17 protein-coding genes are annotated in these 18,579 nt (G+C 65.8%); 8 read left to right on the forward strand and 9 right to left on the reverse strand.

What is annotated here, in order from left to right; all coding sequences use genetic code 11:
* Nucleotides 1-55: 55 nt before the first annotated feature.
* The gene (locus tag GTP90_RS18000) at nt 56-379 is read left to right on the forward strand and encodes a hypothetical protein (RefSeq protein ID WP_161084853.1); all 324 of its coding nucleotides are present in this window, start codon (nt 56-58) and stop codon (nt 377-379) included.
* Here GTP90_RS18000 and GTP90_RS18005 read toward each other — a convergent pair.
* Nucleotides 376-912, reverse strand: coding sequence for a carboxymuconolactone decarboxylase family protein (locus GTP90_RS18005; protein WP_161084854.1), 537 nt, complete (start codon nt 910-912; stop codon nt 376-378). The genes GTP90_RS18000 and GTP90_RS18005 overlap by 4 nt on opposite strands.
* A 111-nt stretch (nt 913-1,023) precedes the next feature.
* Between GTP90_RS18005 and GTP90_RS18010 the strand changes: the two genes are divergently transcribed.
* On the forward strand, nt 1,024-1,926 hold the full coding sequence (locus GTP90_RS18010) for an AraC family transcriptional regulator (protein WP_161084855.1): 903 nt from the start codon (nt 1,024-1,026) through the stop codon (nt 1,924-1,926).
* Here the strand turns inward: GTP90_RS18010 and GTP90_RS18015 are convergent.
* The 5 genes from GTP90_RS18015 to GTP90_RS18035 all read right to left on the reverse strand — a co-directional run bounded on the left by GTP90_RS18015 (nt 1,871) and on the right by GTP90_RS18035 (nt 7,605).
* Nucleotides 1,871-2,185: a 2Fe-2S iron-sulfur cluster-binding protein gene (locus GTP90_RS18015; RefSeq protein WP_161084856.1), complete on the reverse strand. Its 315-nt coding sequence runs from the start codon at nt 2,183-2,185 to the stop codon at nt 1,871-1,873. The genes GTP90_RS18010 and GTP90_RS18015 overlap by 56 nt on opposite strands.
* Nucleotides 2,186-2,227: 42 nt before the next feature.
* Nucleotides 2,228-3,871, reverse strand: a complete 1,644-nt coding sequence (locus GTP90_RS18020) for a methyl-accepting chemotaxis protein (RefSeq protein WP_161084857.1) — start codon at nt 3,869-3,871, stop codon at nt 2,228-2,230.
* Nucleotides 3,872-4,065: 194 nt separating this feature from the next.
* The gene (locus GTP90_RS18025; RefSeq protein ID WP_161084858.1) at nt 4,066-4,992 is read right to left on the reverse strand and encodes an ABC transporter permease; all 927 of its coding nucleotides are present in this window, start codon (nt 4,990-4,992) and stop codon (nt 4,066-4,068) included.
* Nucleotides 4,989-6,077 carry an ABC transporter permease gene (locus tag GTP90_RS18030; protein ID WP_175048134.1) on the reverse strand — a complete coding sequence of 363 codons (1,089 nt, stop codon included), beginning with the start codon at nt 6,075-6,077 and terminating at the stop codon, nt 4,989-4,991. Before GTP90_RS18030 ends, GTP90_RS18025 begins: the two co-directional genes overlap by 4 nt.
* Nucleotides 6,064-7,605, reverse strand: a complete 1,542-nt coding sequence (locus GTP90_RS18035) for an ABC transporter ATP-binding protein (protein ID WP_161084859.1) — start codon at nt 7,603-7,605, stop codon at nt 6,064-6,066. The genes GTP90_RS18030 and GTP90_RS18035 overlap by 14 nt, the downstream gene beginning before the upstream one ends.
* A gap of 275 nt (nt 7,606-7,880) precedes the next feature.
* Here GTP90_RS18035 and GTP90_RS18040 point away from each other — a divergent pair, with 275 nt between their 5' ends.
* The 6 genes from GTP90_RS18040 (at nt 7,881) to GTP90_RS18065 (ending at nt 12,850) form a co-directional block, all read left to right on the forward strand.
* The gene (locus tag GTP90_RS18040; RefSeq protein ID WP_161084860.1) at nt 7,881-8,633 is read left to right on the forward strand and encodes a GntR family transcriptional regulator; all 753 of its coding nucleotides are present in this window, start codon (nt 7,881-7,883) and stop codon (nt 8,631-8,633) included.
* Nucleotides 8,634-8,753: 120 nt separating this feature from the next.
* Complete coding sequence (locus GTP90_RS18045) at nt 8,754-9,605, forward strand: outer envelope protein (RefSeq protein ID WP_161084876.1); 852 nt, start codon at nt 8,754-8,756, stop codon at nt 9,603-9,605.
* 24 nt (nt 9,606-9,629) lie between these two features.
* Entirely contained in the window at nt 9,630-10,712 is a 1,083-nt protein-coding gene (locus GTP90_RS18050) for a BMP family ABC transporter substrate-binding protein (protein WP_161084861.1), read from the forward strand.
* Nucleotides 10,713-10,720: 8 nt separating this feature from the next.
* Entirely contained in the window at nt 10,721-11,737 is a 1,017-nt protein-coding gene (locus tag GTP90_RS18055; RefSeq protein WP_161084862.1) for an aromatic ring-hydroxylating dioxygenase subunit alpha, read from the forward strand.
* The gene (locus GTP90_RS18060; protein ID WP_161084863.1) at nt 11,734-12,210 is read left to right on the forward strand and encodes a nucleoside deaminase; all 477 of its coding nucleotides are present in this window, start codon (nt 11,734-11,736) and stop codon (nt 12,208-12,210) included. The genes GTP90_RS18055 and GTP90_RS18060 overlap by 4 nt, the downstream gene beginning before the upstream one ends.
* A 241-nt stretch (nt 12,211-12,451) precedes the next feature.
* Nucleotides 12,452-12,850, forward strand: a complete 399-nt coding sequence (locus GTP90_RS18065; RefSeq protein WP_254451922.1) for an EF-hand domain-containing protein — start codon at nt 12,452-12,454, stop codon at nt 12,848-12,850.
* Between the two features lie 18 nt (nt 12,851-12,868).
* Here GTP90_RS18065 and GTP90_RS18070 read toward each other — a convergent pair whose 3' ends face one another.
* The 3 genes from GTP90_RS18070 to GTP90_RS18080 form a co-directional block, all read right to left on the reverse strand.
* The gene (locus tag GTP90_RS18070) at nt 12,869-15,583 is read right to left on the reverse strand and encodes a TonB-dependent receptor (RefSeq protein ID WP_161084864.1); all 2,715 of its coding nucleotides are present in this window, start codon (nt 15,581-15,583) and stop codon (nt 12,869-12,871) included.
* 39 nt (nt 15,584-15,622) lie between these two features.
* On the reverse strand, nt 15,623-16,993 hold the full coding sequence (locus GTP90_RS18075; protein ID WP_161084865.1) for a glycoside hydrolase family 5 protein: 1,371 nt from the start codon (nt 16,991-16,993) through the stop codon (nt 15,623-15,625).
* Between the two features lie 72 nt (nt 16,994-17,065).
* The gene (locus tag GTP90_RS18080; protein WP_161084866.1) at nt 17,066-18,562 is read right to left on the reverse strand and encodes a glycoside hydrolase family 30 protein; all 1,497 of its coding nucleotides are present in this window, start codon (nt 18,560-18,562) and stop codon (nt 17,066-17,068) included.
* Nucleotides 18,563-18,579: the final 17 nt, after the last annotated feature.

The raw sequence follows: 18,579 nt of genomic DNA on the forward strand, positions 1-18,579 counted from the left end.
AGATTCTATGCCTGAATCGAATAAAATAAAAACGCATCAACTAACGGAGCGCCGCATGACGATCACACCACAAGAGCTGGAACTGTTGATGGAGGAAGTGGAGAAGGAAGATCCGATCGATTTCGCCGACCTGCCGTTCGACGAGCACGATCTGCGCGGCCTGATCTCCAACCACCTGTGCGAGATGGCCGAGGCGATGGAAAGCTTCAGCGAGGAAGACAAGCACCTGACGCTGCTGGCCGTGGCGGCCAAGCTGGTGCTGGAGAACATGGTACTGAACATCCAGCTGATGCGGCGCCACGGCGTGCCGCTCAGCGAATCGACCGACGCGCTGCTGAGCCGCCTGCGCAAACGCGGCGACGGCGGCCCAGAGGCTTAAGGCGCAGGAGGGAAATCCAGCGTCGTCGCGTTCACCCGGTTAAACAGGTTGGTGAAGGTGATCGTGGCGATCGCCAGCAACGCATCGACGATCTGCGCGTCGCTGTAACCGGCCTGCTTGACCGCCGCCACCACCTCCGCCGGCACCTCGCCGCTGGTGGTGAACACGGTATGCGCGAAAGCTGCCAGCGCATCAATGCGCGCGTCGCCGCTGGCCTGGCCGTGGCGCACGTTCAGCATCGTCTCGCCGCCCAGGCCGGACCTGGCGCCCGCCAGCGTATGCGCGGCCAGGCAGTAGTCGCACTGCGCATCCTGGCTCACGGCCAGCTTGACCACTTCCACTTCCTTCGCCGACAGGCTGCTTTTACGCAGCGCGGCGTCCATATTCAGCGCGGTTTCCAGCGCGATCGGGCTGTTGGTGCCCAGCGTGACATAGGCATTCGGCACCTTGCCGAGCGAGCCCTTGATGGCGGTGAACAATTGCGCGGCGTGGCCGGTGGCTTCCGAGACGGCTTGAGTAGTCAGACGAGACATGATGTTTCCTTTCAGGTGAGTTGGTATGGAAACAGTGTAGGCCTGACGAATAAGATCCTGAATGCCCGATTCGCGCTACAATTTGCTCATTCGTCTCATTCGAAGTTCGCCATGGACACCCTCAGCCATCTGCTCTCGCTGTACCCGATGCGCACCGCGCTGGACACGCGCTGCCACTTCGGCGCGCCGTGGGTGCTGGACCACCCGGCGAGCGCCAGCGGTATCGCGCCCTACCACCTGATCGTGCGCGGCACGGCGCTGGTGGACGATGCCGACGGCACGACGCTGCAAGCGGGAGACCTGATCGTCTTCCCGCACGGCGCTGCGCACCGTCTCTACATCGGCGATCCGGCGCAGGCCTCGACGACGCACGCGGGACCCGGCCTGCTGCGCTACGAAGGCAACGACGGCGATGGCCCCGCCACCGACATCCTGTGCGGCGAATTCCGCTTCGACGACGACGGCGCCAACGGCCTGCTGGCCGCGCTGCCGCCCATGCTGGTGGTGCGCACCACGAACCGCGCCGGCGCCCAAGGCCTGAACCACCTGATCGCCATGCTGCAGGCGGAGGCGGAAGCGCCGCGCGCCGGCTCGGAAGCCATCGTGCGCCAGCTGGCGTCGGCCTTGTTCGCGTTATCGATACGCAGCTGGCTGGAACAATCGATGGCGGTACCGGGACTGTTCGCCGTGCTGGCGGAGCGCCGCCTGCTGGCCGCGCTGGACGGCATGCTGTCCGCGCCGCAGCGGGCGTGGACGCTGGAACAACTGGCGGCGGCATGCCACATGTCGCGCGCCACCTTCGCGCGCCTGTTCAAGCAGGCCGCCGGCGCCGCGCCTGCCGCCGTGCTGGCGCAGCTGCGCATGGCGCAGGCCGCGCGCCTGCTGGACGCCGGCCGGCAAGCTGGCGACGTCGCCGAAGCGGTGGGCTATCAATCGGAAGCGGCCTTCAACCGCGCCTTCAAGCGCCAGTACCAGGTGGGGCCGGGAGCCTGGAGGCGGCGGGCGCCACGATAAGCAGGTCGGTTTCGGCGATGGCCACGCAGGGCAGGATGTAGCCGTCGCGCTTTTCGTCCGCGCTCAGGCCCGGCCACTCGATCAGGTAGCGCACCGTGCCGCTGGCGCCCAGGCAGATGCAGGTGCGGCAGGTGCCGTTGCGGCAGGAGCTGGGCAGGCGCACGCCGGCGCGCTCCGCGCTTTGCAGCACCGTCGCCGGCGCTTGCGCGTCGAAGCTCCATCCCTGCCCCGCCAGTGTCACCCGTACCGCCTTGTCCATGCTGCTTCCCGAAATGCCGCGTCAAACCAGCATGATAAACCGTCAGGCCAGCAGCTCGAGCTTCGGCTTCGGCCGGGCCGGCGCCGCGACGGGACGGCGCATCACTTGCCCGCCGCGCAGCTTGAACACCGCCATCGCCTGCGACACGCAACGCGTCTGCTGCGCCAGATTGCCGGCGGCCGCCGCGGCCTGTTCCACCAGCGCCGCGTTCTGTTGCGTGATGTCGTCGATCTGTATCACCGCCTGGTTGACCTGCACGATGCCGTCGCTCTGCTCGCGCGTCGCGTTCGAGATCTCCTCCACCACGCGCGACACCCGGTCCACCGATTCGATCACCTGGTTCATCGTCACGCCGGCGCTGCTGGTCAGCGCGGCGCCGGCCTGCACCTTCTCGATTGACTGGTCGATCAGGATCTTGATGTCCTTGGCCGCCGTGGCCGAACGCTGCGCCAGGTTGCGCACCTCGCTGGCCACCACGGCGAAGCCGCGCCCCTCCTCACCGGCGCGTGCCGCCTCCACCGCCGCGTTCAACGCCAGGATGTTGGTCTGGAACGCGATGCCCTCGATCAGGCCTATGATGTCGAGCACCTTGTTCGACGATGCGCTGATGTCGTCCATCGTCGTCACCACCTGCGACACAATGCTGCCGCCCTGCGCCGCCACCGCGGACGCCCGCTCCGCCAGCTCATTGGCGCTGGCGGCGTTGCTGGCGCTCTGCTGGACGGTCGACGTCAGCTCTTCCATGCTGGCCGCGGTCTGCTGCAGGCTCGATGCCTGCGTCTCCGTGCATCCAGACAGGTCCATATTACCGTCCGCGATTTCACCGGTCGCCAGCGAGATCTGGTCGAAGTTGGCGCGCACGTCGCCGATGATGCTGTGCAGGTTGACGTTGGTCTGCCGCAGCGCCACCAGCAGCTGCCCGACTTCATCGTCGCGCTGGATGTCAAAAGCCGCCGTCAGGTCGCCGCCCGCCATCATGCGCGCCGCCCGCGTGGCCTGGCGCAGCGGCAGCGCCACGTTCAGGTACAGGTTGCGGCCGAACCACGCCATGCCCAGCATCGCGATCATCGCCATCGCGCCCATCCAGCTGCGCGCCGCGACGATGCCCGCGTCGTCCATGCCAAGCAGCGCAAAGGCCAGCACGGCCAGCACGCCGCTGGTCAGCAGCGTCGCCACGCCGATCTGCCGCGCCAGCGACATGTCCAGCAAACGCGCCAGCCGCGCCATCACGCCGGTCGACACCACCCGCCCGTTGACGATGCGCAGCCGGCGCGGATTGCCCGCCTTGAACTGGCGGTACACCTCGTCCGCCTCGCGCACCTGTTCGCGACTGGGCTTGGTCCGCACGGACAAGTAGCCGACCGGCTTGCCCTGCTCGATCACAGGCGTCACGTTCGCCAGCACCCAGTAGTAGTCGCCGTTCTTGCAGCGGTTTTTCACCAAACCGGTCCACGGCGTGCCCGCCTTGATCGTCCGCCACAAATCGGCAAACGCCTCCACCGGCATGTCGGGATGGCGCACGATATTCTGCGGCGCGCCGATCAGCTCCTGCTCGGTGAAGCCACTAACCTCGATGAAATAAGGATTGGCGTAATTGATATTGCCCTGCAAATCCGTGCTGGAGACGATGGTCTTGCCGTCTTCCATCAGATATTCGTTCTGGGTGATTGGACTATTGATGCGCATGGCCATTCCTTTTTTGAATAAACGGAAAGGGCGTGCCGGGTTTTGGGGAGCGCCATTGGCCAGTAGCCAATGCGTCCAGAATAAGGGATTAACCCTGCGACAAAGTCACCAATTGTCGCAGGAATTTTTACTGCCGGTTTTTATCGTCGATTTTTGACCTGAATCAAATTTTGAAAATGCAAATACAACAAGTGTCAATCCGGCTTGAAGTTCTGGCCCAGGGACATGGGCTTATTTAACAAGATTGTCTGCGGATTCCGGCAAATGATGACTAGCACGACGATAGTGGCGAGGTAGGGCAGCATCGACAGGAACTCCGATGGTATGTCCAGCCCCATGCCCTGCCCGTGGAACTGCAGCACCGTCACGCCGCCGAACAGATAGGCGCCCACCATCACGCCGCGCGGCTTCCACGTCGCGAACACCACCTGCGCCAGCGCGATCCAGCCGCGTCCCGCCGTCATGCCCTCGACCCACATCGGCGTCAGCGCCAGCGACAGGTAGGCACCGCCCAGGCCGGCCATGGCGCCGCCGAACAGCACCGTGCCGTAGCGCAGGCCGATCACCGGAAAGCCGATCGCATGCGCGCTGTGCGGCGACTCGCCCACCGCGCGTATCACCAGCCCAAGCCGCGTGCGCGCCAGCATCCAGCCGACCAGCAGCACCAGCGCCACCGAGCCATACACCATCGCGTCAAAGCGGAACAGCAGCGGCCCCACGAACGGCAAATCGGACAGCAGCGGAAAATGCAGGTGCGGCATCGGCTCCACCGTCTGCCCCACAAAGCCGCGCCCCATGAAGGCCGACAGGCCGATGCCGAACAAGGTCAGCGCCAATCCGGTGGCCACCTGGTTGGTTTGCAGCGTCAGCACCAGGAAGCCGAAGATCAGCGACATCAGCATCCCGGCCACCATCGCCGCCAGCAGCCCAAGCCACATCTGCCCCGTGCCCAGCGTGACGCCGAAGCCCACCACGGCGCCCACCAGCATCATGCCCTCCATGCCCAGATTGAGCACGCCGGAACGCTCGGTCACCAACTCGCCCATCGAGGCCACCACCAGCGGCGTGGCGGCGCCCGCCGTGCTGGCGAGGAAGGCGATTAACAGTTCGGTGCTGATCATGCGGTTTCTCCAACGGTGACAGGCAGGTGCCGCGCGCGCGGCTTGAAGCGGTAGTGGATGAACAGGTCCGCGGCCAGCAGGTAAAACAGCAGCAGGCCCTGGAACATGCCGGTGATCGCCGACGGCACCTGCAGCTCGATCTGCGCCGTCTCGCCGCCGATGTACAGCAGCGACATCAACAACGCCGACAGCACCACGCCCAGCGGATGCAGGCGTCCGACATACGCGACGATGATGGCCGCGAAGCCGTAGCCCGCCGACACCGACGGCTGCATCTGCCCCAGCGGCCCGGCCACCTCGCCCACGCCGGCGATGCCGGACAAGGCGCCGCTGACCATGAAGGCCAGCCACACGTTGCGCGGTTCGCTGAAGCCTGCGTACAGCGCGGCGGCGGGCGCCATGCCGCTCACCTGCATGCGGTAGCCGGCGAAGGTGTGCTTGCAGAAGAACCAGGCCGCCACCGCCGCCAGCAGCGACAGGATGAAGGCCGCGTTCACCCGCAAGCCCTCCACCAGCAGCGGCAAGGTGGCCGAGTCGCTGAACATCTTCGACTGCGGGAAGTTGAAGCCGGCCGGATCGCGCATCGGCCCGTGCACCAGATAGCTCAGCAAGTGATACGACACGTACACCAGCATCAGGCTCACGAGGATCTCGCTGGTGTTGAAGCGCGTGCGCAGCAGCGCGGGAATCGCGGCCCACAGCATGCCGCCCAGCGCGCCGGCCACCAGCATCAGCGGCAGCACCCACCACGCCTGCACCTCGTCGAAATACAGCGCCACCGCGCCGGCGGCGATCGCGCCCACCGTCAGCTGGCCGTCGGCGCCGATGTTGGCGACGTTGGCGCGGAAGCCGATCGCCAGGCCCACGCCGCACAGGATCAGCGGCGTCGCCTTCAGCAGCAGCTCGCCCACGCCGTACAGCGTGGTCCATGGCTTGATGAAGTAGACGTAGAAGGCATGCAGCGGCTCCTGTCCGAGGAAGAAGAACAGCGCGGAGCCGGTCAGCAGCATGGCCGCCGCCGCGATCAGCGGCGACGCCAGCATCATCGAACGCGAAGGTTCCGGGCGTTGTTCAAGCCGCGACATGTTCTGCTCCCTGGTAGTCGAAATCGCCGCTCATCCACACGCCGATCTGGTTGATGCTGGTGCCGGCCGCCGGCACCGCCTTCGACAAGCGCCCGTCCGCCAGCACGGCGATGCGGTCGCTCATCATGAACAATTCGTCCAGCTCCTCGGACAGCACCAGCACCGCCACGCCCTGGTCGCGCATGTCGATGATGGCCTGCCGTATCAGCATGGCGGCACCGATGTCCACGCCCCATGTGGGCTGCGCGAACACCATCACCTTGGGCGCCAGCGCGATCTCGCGGCCGACGATGAACTTCTGCAGGTTGCCGCCCGAAAGGCTGGCCGCCGCCGACTGCTCGCTGCCGCACTTGACGTTGAAGCGCTCGATCACCTTGCGCGCGAACTCGCGCACCGCGCCGCGCTGTATCAGCCCGCGCTTGACCATGCCGGTGTTGGCGGCCGGCAGATAGCCGGTCAGCAGCGCGTTGTCGGCCAGCGACAGGTCGGGCGCGGCGCCGCGTCCCAGCCGTTCCTCGGGCACGAAGCCAAGTCCCAGCTGGCGCCGTTGCGCGGCATCGAGCTTGCCCACGTCCTGGCCGCACAGGCGGATCGCGCCGCTGCCGGCGGCCAGCGCGCGCTCGCCGGAGATGGCCTTCAACAGCTCCTGCTGGCCGTTGCCCGAGATGCCGGCGATGCCGACGATCTCGCCGCTGCGCAGCTCCAGGCTGACGTCCTTGAGCCGCGTGCCGAATGGATCTTCGCTGCGCACATCGAGCTGGTCGAGCGCCAGCAGCACCTCGCCCGGTTCGCGCGGCTTGTGCACGCACAACGGCAACTCGCGGCCGATCATCAATTCCGCCAGCGACTTGGCGCTTTCCTCCTTCGGGTTGGCGGTGCCGGATACGCGCCCGCCGCGCAGCACGGTGGCCTTGTCGCACAGGGACTGGATCTCGTCGAGCTTGTGGCTGATATACAGGATGCTGACGCCTTCGAAGGCCAGGCGCCGCAGGGACTCGAACAGCTTGAGCACCGCGTCCGGCGTCAGCACCGAGGTCGGCTCGTCCATGATCAGCAGGCGTGGCGACTGCAGCAGGCAGCGCACGATCTCCACCCGCTGCCGCTCGCCCACCGACATGCTGTGCACCAGCCGTTGCGGATCCAGCGGCAAGCCGTATTGTTCGGAGACGGCGCGGATGCGCGGCGCCAGCGCGGCCGGTGCGATCTTCTCGTCCAGCGCCAGCGCGATGTTCTCGGCCACGGTCAGCGTCTCGAACAGCGCGAAGTGCTGGAACACCATGCCGATGCCCAGTTTGCGCGCGTCGTGCGGCGAGTGGATGTCGACCTGCTTCCCCTCCCACATGATCTGGCCTTCGTCCGGTTTGGTCACGCCGTAGATGATCTTCATCAGCGTACTTTTTCCGGCGCCGTTCTCGCCCAGCACCGCGTGGATCTCGCCCGGCATGACGGTCAGGTCGACCGCGGCGTTGGCCACCACGGAAGGGTAAATCTTGGAGATGCCCAGCATCTTCAGGCGCGGCTCTATCATCGGCGCTTCCCTCATCGTATACAAATTGAATACAAAAACAGACGCAATTAGCATGCCACACGCGATCCGCCGTAAACGCCCTGTTTTGGGCCGGAGAGTGCACTAAATATGACACAGATTCTCACCAAAAATGTGCGTGGCGCTCAAAAATGAGGACAAAACAAAGTATTTTCGTACACAATACAAGACAGCTTCAACGCAGCTTTGTACACGATGCAGTTAGCATGGTTCCTGCTTTATGCAGTGTGAGCACCACCCTCACGGAGAATCGATCAATGCCATTACAAGGCACACGCAAACCTCGCAAGGCCGCCACCGCGGCCGTCGTCGCGGAAGCGCCTGCCGCCATCAAGCGCGGGACCACCGCCGTCGACCTGCGCATCTACCGCGCGGTCGTCAATGCCGTCATGAGCCACCGCCTGCCGCCCGGCACCCACTTGGGCGAAGCCGATTTCTGCGAGCTGTACCAGGTCAGCCGCACCACCGTGCGCAAGGCGCTGCAACGGCTGGCGCACGACCACATCATCGAGCTGCGGCCCAATCGCGGCGCGGTGATCGCCTCGCCCACGCCGGAGGAAGCGCGCGACATCTTCGCCGCCCGCCGCGCCATCGAGCGCGAGATCGTGCCGCTGGTGATACGCAATGCCACACCCGCCTCGCTCAAGCAGATCCGCGCCGCGCTGCACGCCGAGGACCAGGCCCGCCGCACCGGCGACCGCGCCGGCTGGATACGCCTCGGCGGCGAGTTCCACATCCTGCTGGCGGAGCTGGCCGGCAACCAGGTGCTGCAGCGCTTCATGGCGGAGCTGGTGTCGCGCTGCTCGCTGATCATCGCGCTGTACGAGGCGCCCGGCGCCACCATGTGCGAGAACGACGAGCACCAGGACCTGGCCACGCTGATCGAGCAGCGCAAGGTCAAGGAGGCCATCCATCTGATCGAGCACCACCTGCTGGAAATCGAAGCGCGCCTGCACCTGCATGAGCAGGACAAGAAAGTGAACCTGGCCGAGGCGCTATCCGGATACTAGCTTGGCCCGGGAATTGCTAGAGATGTCGATGAGATTGAATCCAATCACAAAAACGAATTGGATACAAAAGAAGTTATTACAAACCGTGTCGTTCCTTATCTCACTGAATGGAGTTCCATGATGTCCCGTCTCGCCTCCCGCACCGCCTTCGCCCTCCTCGCCTGCTGCGCCTGCGCCGCCCACGCCGCCGACTGGAGCGACACCTCGCTCAGCTACCGCTACGGCACCAAGTTCGCCGAACCGTTCAACGACAAGGACATCACCAAGAACATCGTCAACCTGAGCAGCGTCTCCGGCTACAAGTACGGCAAGAACTTCTTCAGCGTCGACTTCCTGATGTCGTCGGAAGTGGACCCTTCGTCCGCCGGCGCCAAGAGCGGCGCGCATGAAGCCTACGCGCTGTACCGCCACACGCTGGACCTGGGCAAAGTCACCGGCAACAGCTGGGCCTTCGGTCCGGTGCGCGGCGTCGGCGCCACGGTGGGCTTCGATTTCAACAGCAAGACCGACGCCGGCTACAACTCCAAGAAGCGCATGGTCGTCGCCGGCCCGACACTGATGATGGACGTGCCGGGCTTCCTCGACGTCAGCCTGCTCGCCCTGTGGGAGAGCAACGCGCCGTTCAACACCTTCACCGGCGCCGCCACCCCGCGCTACGCCTACAAGACCCACCCGATGCTGACCGCCGCATGGGGCATCCCGTTCAACATCGGCATCCCGCTGTCGTTCGAAGGCTTCGCCAACTTCATCGGCACCAAGGGCAAGAACGAATTCGGCGGCGACACCGCGCGCGAGACCAACATCGACATGCAGATCATGTACGACATGAGCGCCGTGGTGAGCGCGCCGAAGAACACCTTCAAGGTCGGCGTCGAATACCAGTTCTGGAAAAACAAGTTCGGCAACCCGGACACCAACAACCCAGGCGCAACGGCCAAGACGCCGATGGTCCGCGCCGAATACCACTTCTAAACCCTGCCCATCAAAGGAAACCGTATGATCAATCGTCGCAAAGTACTGGCCGTGGCCGCGCTGGCCGCCGCCACCATCGGCATGTCCGCCTCCGTGTTCGCGGCCGAGCCGCTGAAGATCGGCTTCGTCTACGTCGGCCCGGTGGGTGACGCCGGCTGGACCTACGCCCACGACCAGGCCCGCCTGGCGATGGAGAAGGAGCTCGGCGCCAAGGTCAAGACCACCTACGTCGAAAACGTGCCGGAAGGCGCGGACGCCGAGCGCGTGATCCGCAAGCTGGTGGCCGAAGGGAACAAGCTGATTTTCACCACCTCCTTCGGCTACATGAACCCGACCGAGAAGGTCGCCAAGACCACGCCGGGCGTGGTGTTCATGCACGCCACCGGCTTCAAGACCGGCAAGAACCTGGGCACCTACGAATCGCGCCTGTACGAAGGCGCCTACCTGAACGGCGTCATCGCCGGCAAGATGACCAAGTCGAAGACGCTGGGTTTCATCGCCTCCTTCCCGGTGCCTGAGGTGATCCGCAACATCAACGCCTTCACGCTGGGTGCGCAGAGCGTCAATCCCGGCGTCAAGACCAAGGTGATCTGGGTGAACTCGTGGTACGACCCTGCCAAGGAACGCCAGGCGGCCGAAACCCTGGTGGCGCAAGGCGCGGATGTGATGGCGCAGAACACCGACTCGCCGGCCACGCTGCAAGTGGCGCAGGAAAAAGGCGTATACGCGTTCGGCTGGGATTCGGACATGTCCAAGTTCGCACCGAAGGCGCACCTGACCGCGGCCACCAACAACTGGGCTCCCTACTACATCGAGACCGCCAAGGCGGTCATCGCCGGCACTTGGAAAACCGGCGAGTACCGTGGCGGCATGAAGGAAGGCATGGTCAAGATGTCGGCGCTGAACGCCGTGGTCCCGGCCGATGCGGCCAAGGCGTTCGAAGAGAAGAAGGCCGCGCTCACCGCCGGCACCTTCGCGCCGTTCACCGGTCCGATCAAGGACCAGTCGGGCGTCATCAAGTACGCGGCTGGCGTGGCGGCGCCGGTGAAGGACCTGCTGTCGATGAACTTCTACGTGCAGGGCGTGGAAGGCTCGATTCCGAAGTGAGTTTCTAAATGACCTCTGATCCAGTCCTGTTGAACGACTGGCACCCGGTCGCGCTCTCGCAAGAGATCGCGGCCGGCGCGATCACGGCCACCGACCTGCTGGACACGCGCCTCGCCCTGTGGCGCGACAGCGGCGGCGCGCTGCACGCGTGGGAGGACCGCTGCCCGCATCGCGGCACCCGCCTGTCGATGGGCGCCCTGCACAACGACACGCTGCGCTGCGCCTACCACGGCTGGACCTTCGGCACCGAAGGCCGCTGCAAGCACATCCCCGCTTTGCCCGCACTGGGCGAGTCCAACCTGAAGGCGCAAGTCGCCACCTACCATGTGCAGGAATGCCATGGCTTGGTATGGGTCTGCCTCGGCGAGCCTGTCGTGGCAAGGCCTCCGCTGTTTCCCGAATTCGCCGACCCTGCCTTGCGCAAGGTCTGGTGCGGACCGTACGACGTGCAAAGCAGCGGGCCGCGCATCGTCGAGAACTTCCTCGACATGGCGCATTTCGCCTTCGTCCACGAGGGCATACTGGGCGTGCAGGAGCAGGCCGCCATCGCCAACTACACCGTCGAACATTTCGACGATGCCGAATACGGCAGCGGCATCTGGGCCAAACAATGCCGCGCATGGCAGCCGCAGGCCAGCAAGGCCGCCACCGCCGGCGCCGATATCGAATACACCTACCGCGTGGTGCGTCCACTGACCGCCGTGCTAACCAAGCATCCCGTGGGCCGCGTACGCGAAGCCATCGCGCTGATGCTGCAACCGCTGACCGAAACCACCACCCGCGTCTGGATCATCCTGGCGCTGGACGATTTCACCTCCGGCGACGACGAACTGCGCCAGTTCCAGGACACCATCTTCCTGCAGGACCGGCCGATACTGGAAAGCCAGAGTCCCGCCAGGCTGCCCCTGATACCGGGCGCCGAAGTCTCGGTGGCCTGCGACCGCATGTCGCTGGCCTATCGCGGCTACCTCAAACAGCAGGACCTGCGCTACGGCGTCCTGCGCAACGACCAGGAGAACACATGACCGCCACCGCCCAGGACCACGAATTCCTCACCCGCGTGCTGGCGTTGGCGCAGCGCTCGCGCGACGAAGGCCATCATCCCTTCGCCGCGATGGTGGTCGCCGCCGACGGCACGGTGATCTCCGAAGCGATGAACGCCTCCAGCAGCGACCGCACCGCGCACGCGGAGATGAACGCGCTGCGTCAGGCATCGCAGCGCCACAGCCCCGGGCAGCTGGCCACGGCCACGCTGTACGCCAACGCCGAACCCTGCGCCATGTGCGCGGGCGGCACTTACTGGAGCGGCGTGGGACGCGTGGTGTATGCGATGTCCGAAGCCAGCCTGCTAGCACTGACCGGCAGCGATCCCGAAAATCCCACCCTGTCGCTGCCCTGCCGCGAAGTGTTCGCGCGCGGCCAGCGTCCCACCGAAGTCATCGGCCCGATGCGCGAGGACGAGGCGCGCCTGGCGCACGCCGGCTTCTGGCACAAGTAAATTACTGATGCATTCCAATCGGACCGGGATCATAATTGTGATCCGGGCCGATGCGGCGCGCCCCGGCAAAGCGTGCGTCGCCGTCAATTTTGCTTAAAGATTATGCAATTTGACAAGTGACGTTTCCAGACGACACTACAAGCCGAACCCGGCAATCGGATTTGATTAATTTCCTCAACAGCGTCACAGTGGCACCACCAGCCATGCGCCAGGCTGAATACTCGGCGCGGGGGAGACGATAATGAAACAGTTCATCCACATTGCCATCCTGGCCACAACGGCGGCCTGCGCCGGCGCGCACGCCCAAATTCAGCAGCCTCTGCCGGTCTCCGCGCCGGCCATGATGTCGGCGCCGGCCCATCCCGATCCGTACACCCCGCCGGCCATCCGCAAGCCGCCGCGCGACGGCGCGCCCAGCCCGATGCTGCAATACCAGTCCATGCAAAAGCTGAAGCAGCGCTTTGAAGATGCCGACGTCGACAGCAGCGGCGGCCTCAGCCGCGAGGAAGCGCGCAACGCCGGCCTGGGTTTCGTGGAAAAGAACTTCGACCATATCGATACCGCCCAGCGCGGCGTGGTCACCTTCGAAGACTTGAAGGCCTTCATCATCCAGCGGCGCGAAGAAGCGCGCTCGCGCTGAGCGGCGCGCTTCCCCACTTTACAGCTTGTAGTTCACCCCCAGCAGGAACTGGCGGCCGTAGGTGGTGTAGCGCTCCGGCGCGTACGAACCGCCCGAGAACGGATCGCCCTGGCGCGTCTGGTACGGCGAGTTGTTCAGGTTATTGACCTGGAACAGGAACGACAAGCCCTTGTAGCGGCCTTCCTCGATCGCATAACCAAGCTGCAGGTCAATTTGCCGCTCGGCCAGGATCTCGCTGAAGGAACGCTGCGCGAACAAACCGGTCACCTCGCCGCGATACGCCGAACGGTAGCGGCGGCTCACCCGCGCCTGGTAGCCCGACTTCTCGTAGTACACCGTGAAGTTGGACACCACGCCCGACAAGCCCGGCAACTTCTCCTTGGTGCCCGGACCGTTCGGATGGATCGAGCTCTCGGTGCCGGACATGCTGCCCGTCACGCCGAAGCCTTCCAGCGGCGCGTACAGCAGCCCGCCGTCCAGCGCGCCCGACAGCTCGACACCCTTGACCAGGCCGCCGGTGCCGTTGACCGGACGGTTGAGCGTGCCGATGTCCTGCAGCGGCACCACGGCCGACGGGTTGGGGAAGCCGGCGAAGCTGAACGCGGTCTGCTGGTTGTAGATGTAGCTCTGCAGTTTTTTATACCAGAGCGCGCCGGCGATGTAGCTGCGCTTGCCCATGTATTTTTCCATCGACAGGTCGTAGGAATTGGCGCGCCACGGTTCCAGCTGCGGATTGCCGCCGCTGCCGTTCCACATGCGGGTGGTGGCGTCCACGCCGCCCGAGACGCCGGCGCGCATGTCCGACATCTGCGGCCGGGCCACGGTCTTGGCCGCGCCGAAGCGCAGGTTGGTGGTCTCCAGGTACTTGCCGAGGTCGAAGTTCAGGTTCAGGCTGGGCAGGTAGTCGGTGTATTTGGAGCCGCCCGTGATCGCGCCCAGCTTGCCGGCGTTGACGATGGCGCCGCGCGATTGCTGGTCGACATTGACCGCCTGCAGGCCGATGTTGCCGCGCAGCGGGAAGGGACCGACGTCGGTGTCGATGCCCAGGCGGGCGTAGGCGGTGGTGACTTTCTCGGTCACGCCCCAGTCCTGCAGCGCCTGGTCGTCGGGGCGGGCCGGCTGCATCGTGTAGTACTTGCCCAGCACGCCCAGCACGTCATAGGTCAGCACGCTCGGGATGCCGGCGAAGGACAGCGAGGTGGACGGCTGGATCAGGTCCGGCGACACCACGGCCGGCGTGCGGCCGTTGTTCAGGTTCCAGTAGTTGTTGGTGTCGGCGTGGGTCTTCTCGCGCTTGCTGTAGTTGACGCCGCCCTCCAGGCTGCGGAACATGCCGTCCAGGTCGCGCTTGGCGGACAGCTTGATCGAGCCCAGCTTGTCCTCCACCACCGGGTGGTGCATGTCCGCGTCCTTGCCCCAGCCGCCGACGTCGGTCAGCTTGATGATGGACGGATCGGCGAAGTTGATGCTTGGCGTGAAGGTCGGCAGGCCGCTGGCGGTCGGGATGCGGAACTGGAAGTTGTTGTCGGTGATGTGCGAGTTGGCCGGGCCCAGGCCGGCGTAGGTTTCCAGCACCTGCTCGCGGCGCTTGGCGGTCGAGTACGACGCGTCGCCCACCAGCGTCCAGCCGTCCTTGCGGTAGGTGTTGTTCCAGCCGACCGCGCCCAGCTGGTCCTTGCGGGTGTTGAAGTCGTTGCGGACGATGGGTTCCAGGTTGACCAGCGCGCCGCCCACCAGCAGGCGCGTGCCGCCTATCGTCTGGATCACCGGGTTGGTGTAGGTGACGTCGCTCCACTGGTGCGAGTTCCACATCATGCCGCGCATGGTGGTGTCTTCCTTGAACTCGGAATAGTACAGGTCCAGCGTGGTGCGGAATTCCTTGGTCGGACGGTATTCGATCACGCCCATCAGGCCGTCGCGCTTCTGCTTGCGCGAGGTGGCGGTCACTTCGGCGCCCTTCAACGCCACCACGTCCTCGTCGCCCTTGGGCAGCTTGTTGTCCGTGCCCCACCACCATGATTTGTATTCCTGCTGCTGGCCGGGCGAATCCAGGTGCGCGTAACCGAACGCCACGCCCAGCGTGTTGTTCATGAACTGGTCCACGTAGGAGGCGCTGATGCGGTTGCCGTTGGCCGAGCTGTTCGAGTTCAGCTTGCCGTTGGAGTTGTGCTCGCCGCGCGCGTTGAACACGATGGTGCGCTCGCGCACGTCGAGCGGGCGCACGGTGTGCAGGTCCACCGTGCCGGACAGGCCGCCGCCGGCCAGCGAGGCGTCCGGCGTCTTGTAGACGGTGACGCCGTTGATCAGCTCGGACGGATACTGGTCGTACTCGGCGCCCCGGTTGTTGCTGGTGGAGACCAGCTCGCGGCCGTTCATCAGCGTGCCGGAGAAGTCCGGCGCCAGGCCGCGGATCGAGATCACCTGCGCCCGGCCCTCGACGCGCTGCGCCGTCAGGCCGGCCAGGCGGGCGATGGATTCGGCGATGCTGACGTCGGGCAGCTTGCCGATGTCCTCGGCGGTGATGGCCTCGACGATGGAGTCGGCATCGCGCTTGACCGCCATCGAGGTCTCGATGCTGCGGCGGATGCCGGTCACCACCACCGACTGGACTTCCTTGCCGTCCGCCGTGGCCGATGGGGCCTGTTGCGCCCATGCCGGGGCGGATGCGATCATCAGCGCCGCGCAGGCGGCGGCGATCGGTGTCAGTGCGAGTGCTTGTGTTGGCTTGCTCATCTTCTAGTCTCTCTTATAATTTTAGACGGGTTGATAGTGCTAACGGAAGGGTTGTGGTGCGGTGCTGCTGGTCATCCAGTCCTGCAGGGGCTGGTGGACCTCGTAAGCCTGGGTGCCGAACAGCTTGAACAGGTTTTCGATGTCGGCGATGGGCGCCTTGGTGAAGTCGATGGCCGGCACGGCGGCGCCGGCCGCGTTGGTCACAAAGCCCCAGCTGCCGTTGCCCTGGCCGCCGCCGTTGCTGACCACCTTCCAGCTCCACGCCGTGGTGGCCCAGCCGTACTTGGCGTAGGTGTCGAACGAGGCGCGGCCGACCTGGCCGCCCAGGTCCAGGCCCATGCCCATCCACGGCTGGGTTTCGCCGATGAAGAAGGCGGTGTCGACGGCCTTGATCTTGTTGTCCCATTCGCACACGCCGCTGTTGCTGCCGCCGCTGCAGGTGAGCCAGTCCTTGTGCACCTGCAGGCCGGTCTTGCCCCAGCCGAACAGGCCGGGATAGAAGTGCATCTCGAACGCGACATTGCTCATGCCCTGGTCGGACGGCTTGCCGTAGGCGGTGATGTTGCCGCTGTTATGGCCGGGCAGGATCACCACGTGGTTGGGGTCGACCGCGCGGATCGCCGTGTACAGGGTCTTGACCACGGCGGCCAGGTTGTCGGCGGTGGTGCCCCACGGCTCGTTGAGCACGCTATAGCCGGCCACCGCCGCGCGGTCCTTGTAGCGGCCCGCGACCTGCTGCCACAGCCAGACCGTGCGGTCCTGGTATGCCGGCGTGGACCAGTACAGGTTCTTGTTGGCGCAGCCGCTGTGCTGCTCCCAGCCCTGCGCGCCGACCGCGCCGTGCAGGTCGAGGATCACGTACATGCCGCGCTTCTCGGCCTGGGCGATGGCGTCGTCCAGGTAGCGCCAGGCGTCGGCGCGCAGGTGGCGCGGGTTCATTTCGTCCTCGACCACGCTGTAGATGAAGGGCAGGCGCACCACGTTCAGGCCGAACTTCTGCATCTGGTCCCAGTCGCGGGTGGTGATCCAGTTATCGCGCAGCAGCTGCATCAGGCGCTGGCGCTCGGCGTAGCCGAAGCGGCTGTCGAAGTTGGCCTCCAGCTTGCACTGGTCGTCGATGCCGGCGCTGCCCTGGCCCATCATCCAGAATTCGTTGATCAGCCAGTTGCCGAGATTGGTGCCCTTGAGCGCCACCTGGCTGCCATCGGCCTTCAGCCACTTGGTGCCCTGCGTGTGCAGCATGGTCAGCGGCAGCACCGGCACCGGCGTGACCGGGGTAGGCTTGATCTCGGCCTGCGGCGGCACGGGCGGCGTGACCGGCGCCACCACCACGCTGGCGCCGCCGCCGCTGCCACAAGCAGCCAGCACCACGGCACACGCCACACTCATCGCACTCAGTAACTTGACCATCCATGTCTCCTTGTGGAAGCGCTTCCACATCCGGGTTGAAAAAACTGCCGCGCGGTGGCACGGCAGTGCGTATCAGGGTTGCCAGGTAAAGGTTGCGACGCTGGCGGCCGGCAGGGTGTAGCTGAAGCTGCGCCGGCCAGGCGCCAGGCGCACGGCGAAGCTGCGCGGCGTCTTGGCCGAGTTCACCACCAGCAGCGCCACCGAACCGTCGTCGGCGTTGCGGAAGGCCACCGTGTCGAGGTCGTCGTAGCCGCTGGTCGAGGCGATGCGGCGCGCGCCCTGGCGCACGAAGCGGCTGGCGTGGGCCAGCGCGTAGTACTCCTCGTTGCGCGTGACCTTGCCGTCGCGGCTGTCGATGGTGACCACGCCGCGGCAATCCGTGCAGCCGCCCAGGTGCGGGCCGTCGTTCTCGTCCAGCGCCAGGTTCCACAGCAGCACGCCTTTGGCCCAGCCGCGCGTGGCGCCGATCACCAGCGTGCGGGCGAAGTGGTTCAGATTGTCCGACCAAACCGGCGCCCACTTGCCGCCCGAGCATTCGGTGAAATACGTGTCCTTGTCCGGCCAGCGGTCGTGCAGCGCGGCCTGCACGCGCACGTCGCCGGCGTAGCAGTGCCAGGCCACGCCGTTGACGTACTTGCTGGCCACCGGATCCTGCAGCACGGCGGCCGGCGAGCCCGGCTCGTCCCAGTTGTGGTCCCAGTCCAGGATGCGGGTCTGCGGATGTTCTTTCGCCAGCAGCGGTCCCAGGTGGCCGCCAATGAAGGCGGCGCGCTGGGCCGGCTCGACCCGCATGCCGGGATAGTCCTTGGGCTCGAAGTGCGGCTCGTTCTGCAGGGTCAGCGCGAAGATGGGCACGCCCTCCTGTTCATACGCGCCGACGTAGCGCGACAGGTAGGCCGCGAACGGCGCGTAGGCTTCCGGCCTCAGCGTGCCCTGGATCAGGCTGTCGGTGCTTTTCATCCAGCCCGGCGCGCTCCACGGCGAGGCCATCACGCGCAGCTGGGGATTGATCGCCAGCGCGGCCTTGGTGACAGGCAGCACGTCGGCGCGGTTGGGTTCGATGGAGAAATGCGCCAGCGTGGGATCGGTCTGGCCGGGCGGCATGTCGTCAAAGCTGTAGTGGTGGCGCGAGAAGTCGGAGGCGCCGATGGTCAGCCGCGTGAAGCTGAAGTTGGCGCCGGGCGCCTTGCCGAACAGCTCGTTCATCAGCGCGCCGCGCTGCTGCGGAGTCAGGCGGTTCTGGATCAGCCAGGCCGAGGCGTCGGTGATGGCGGCGCCGAAGCCCACCATCTCCTGGTAGCGCTGGGACGGATCGACCTCGATGACGGTGGCGGCCTTGGCGCCCGGGCCGAACGCGGCGTCGGCGCCGCGCGCCAGCAGCCGCGTCTGGTCGCCGGTGGTGATCCACGCCTGCACCCTGCCCTGCGCCTGCGCGGCGCCGTGCGCGCACAGCAGCAGGAGCGGGATGGCCAGCAGGCGTCCGAGCCGGCGTGGCGGGCGCTGTGGATGGCGGTCGGGCGAGCGGCGCAAGGCCTGGTCGCCCGGCAGAGCGAGGCTGGCTGTGAACATTCTGTCTCCATGCAGAA

Origin of the sequence: Duganella vulcania (assembly GCF_009857655.1) — a bacterium.
Lineage (GTDB): Bacteria > Pseudomonadota > Gammaproteobacteria > Burkholderiales > Burkholderiaceae_D > Rugamonas > Rugamonas vulcania.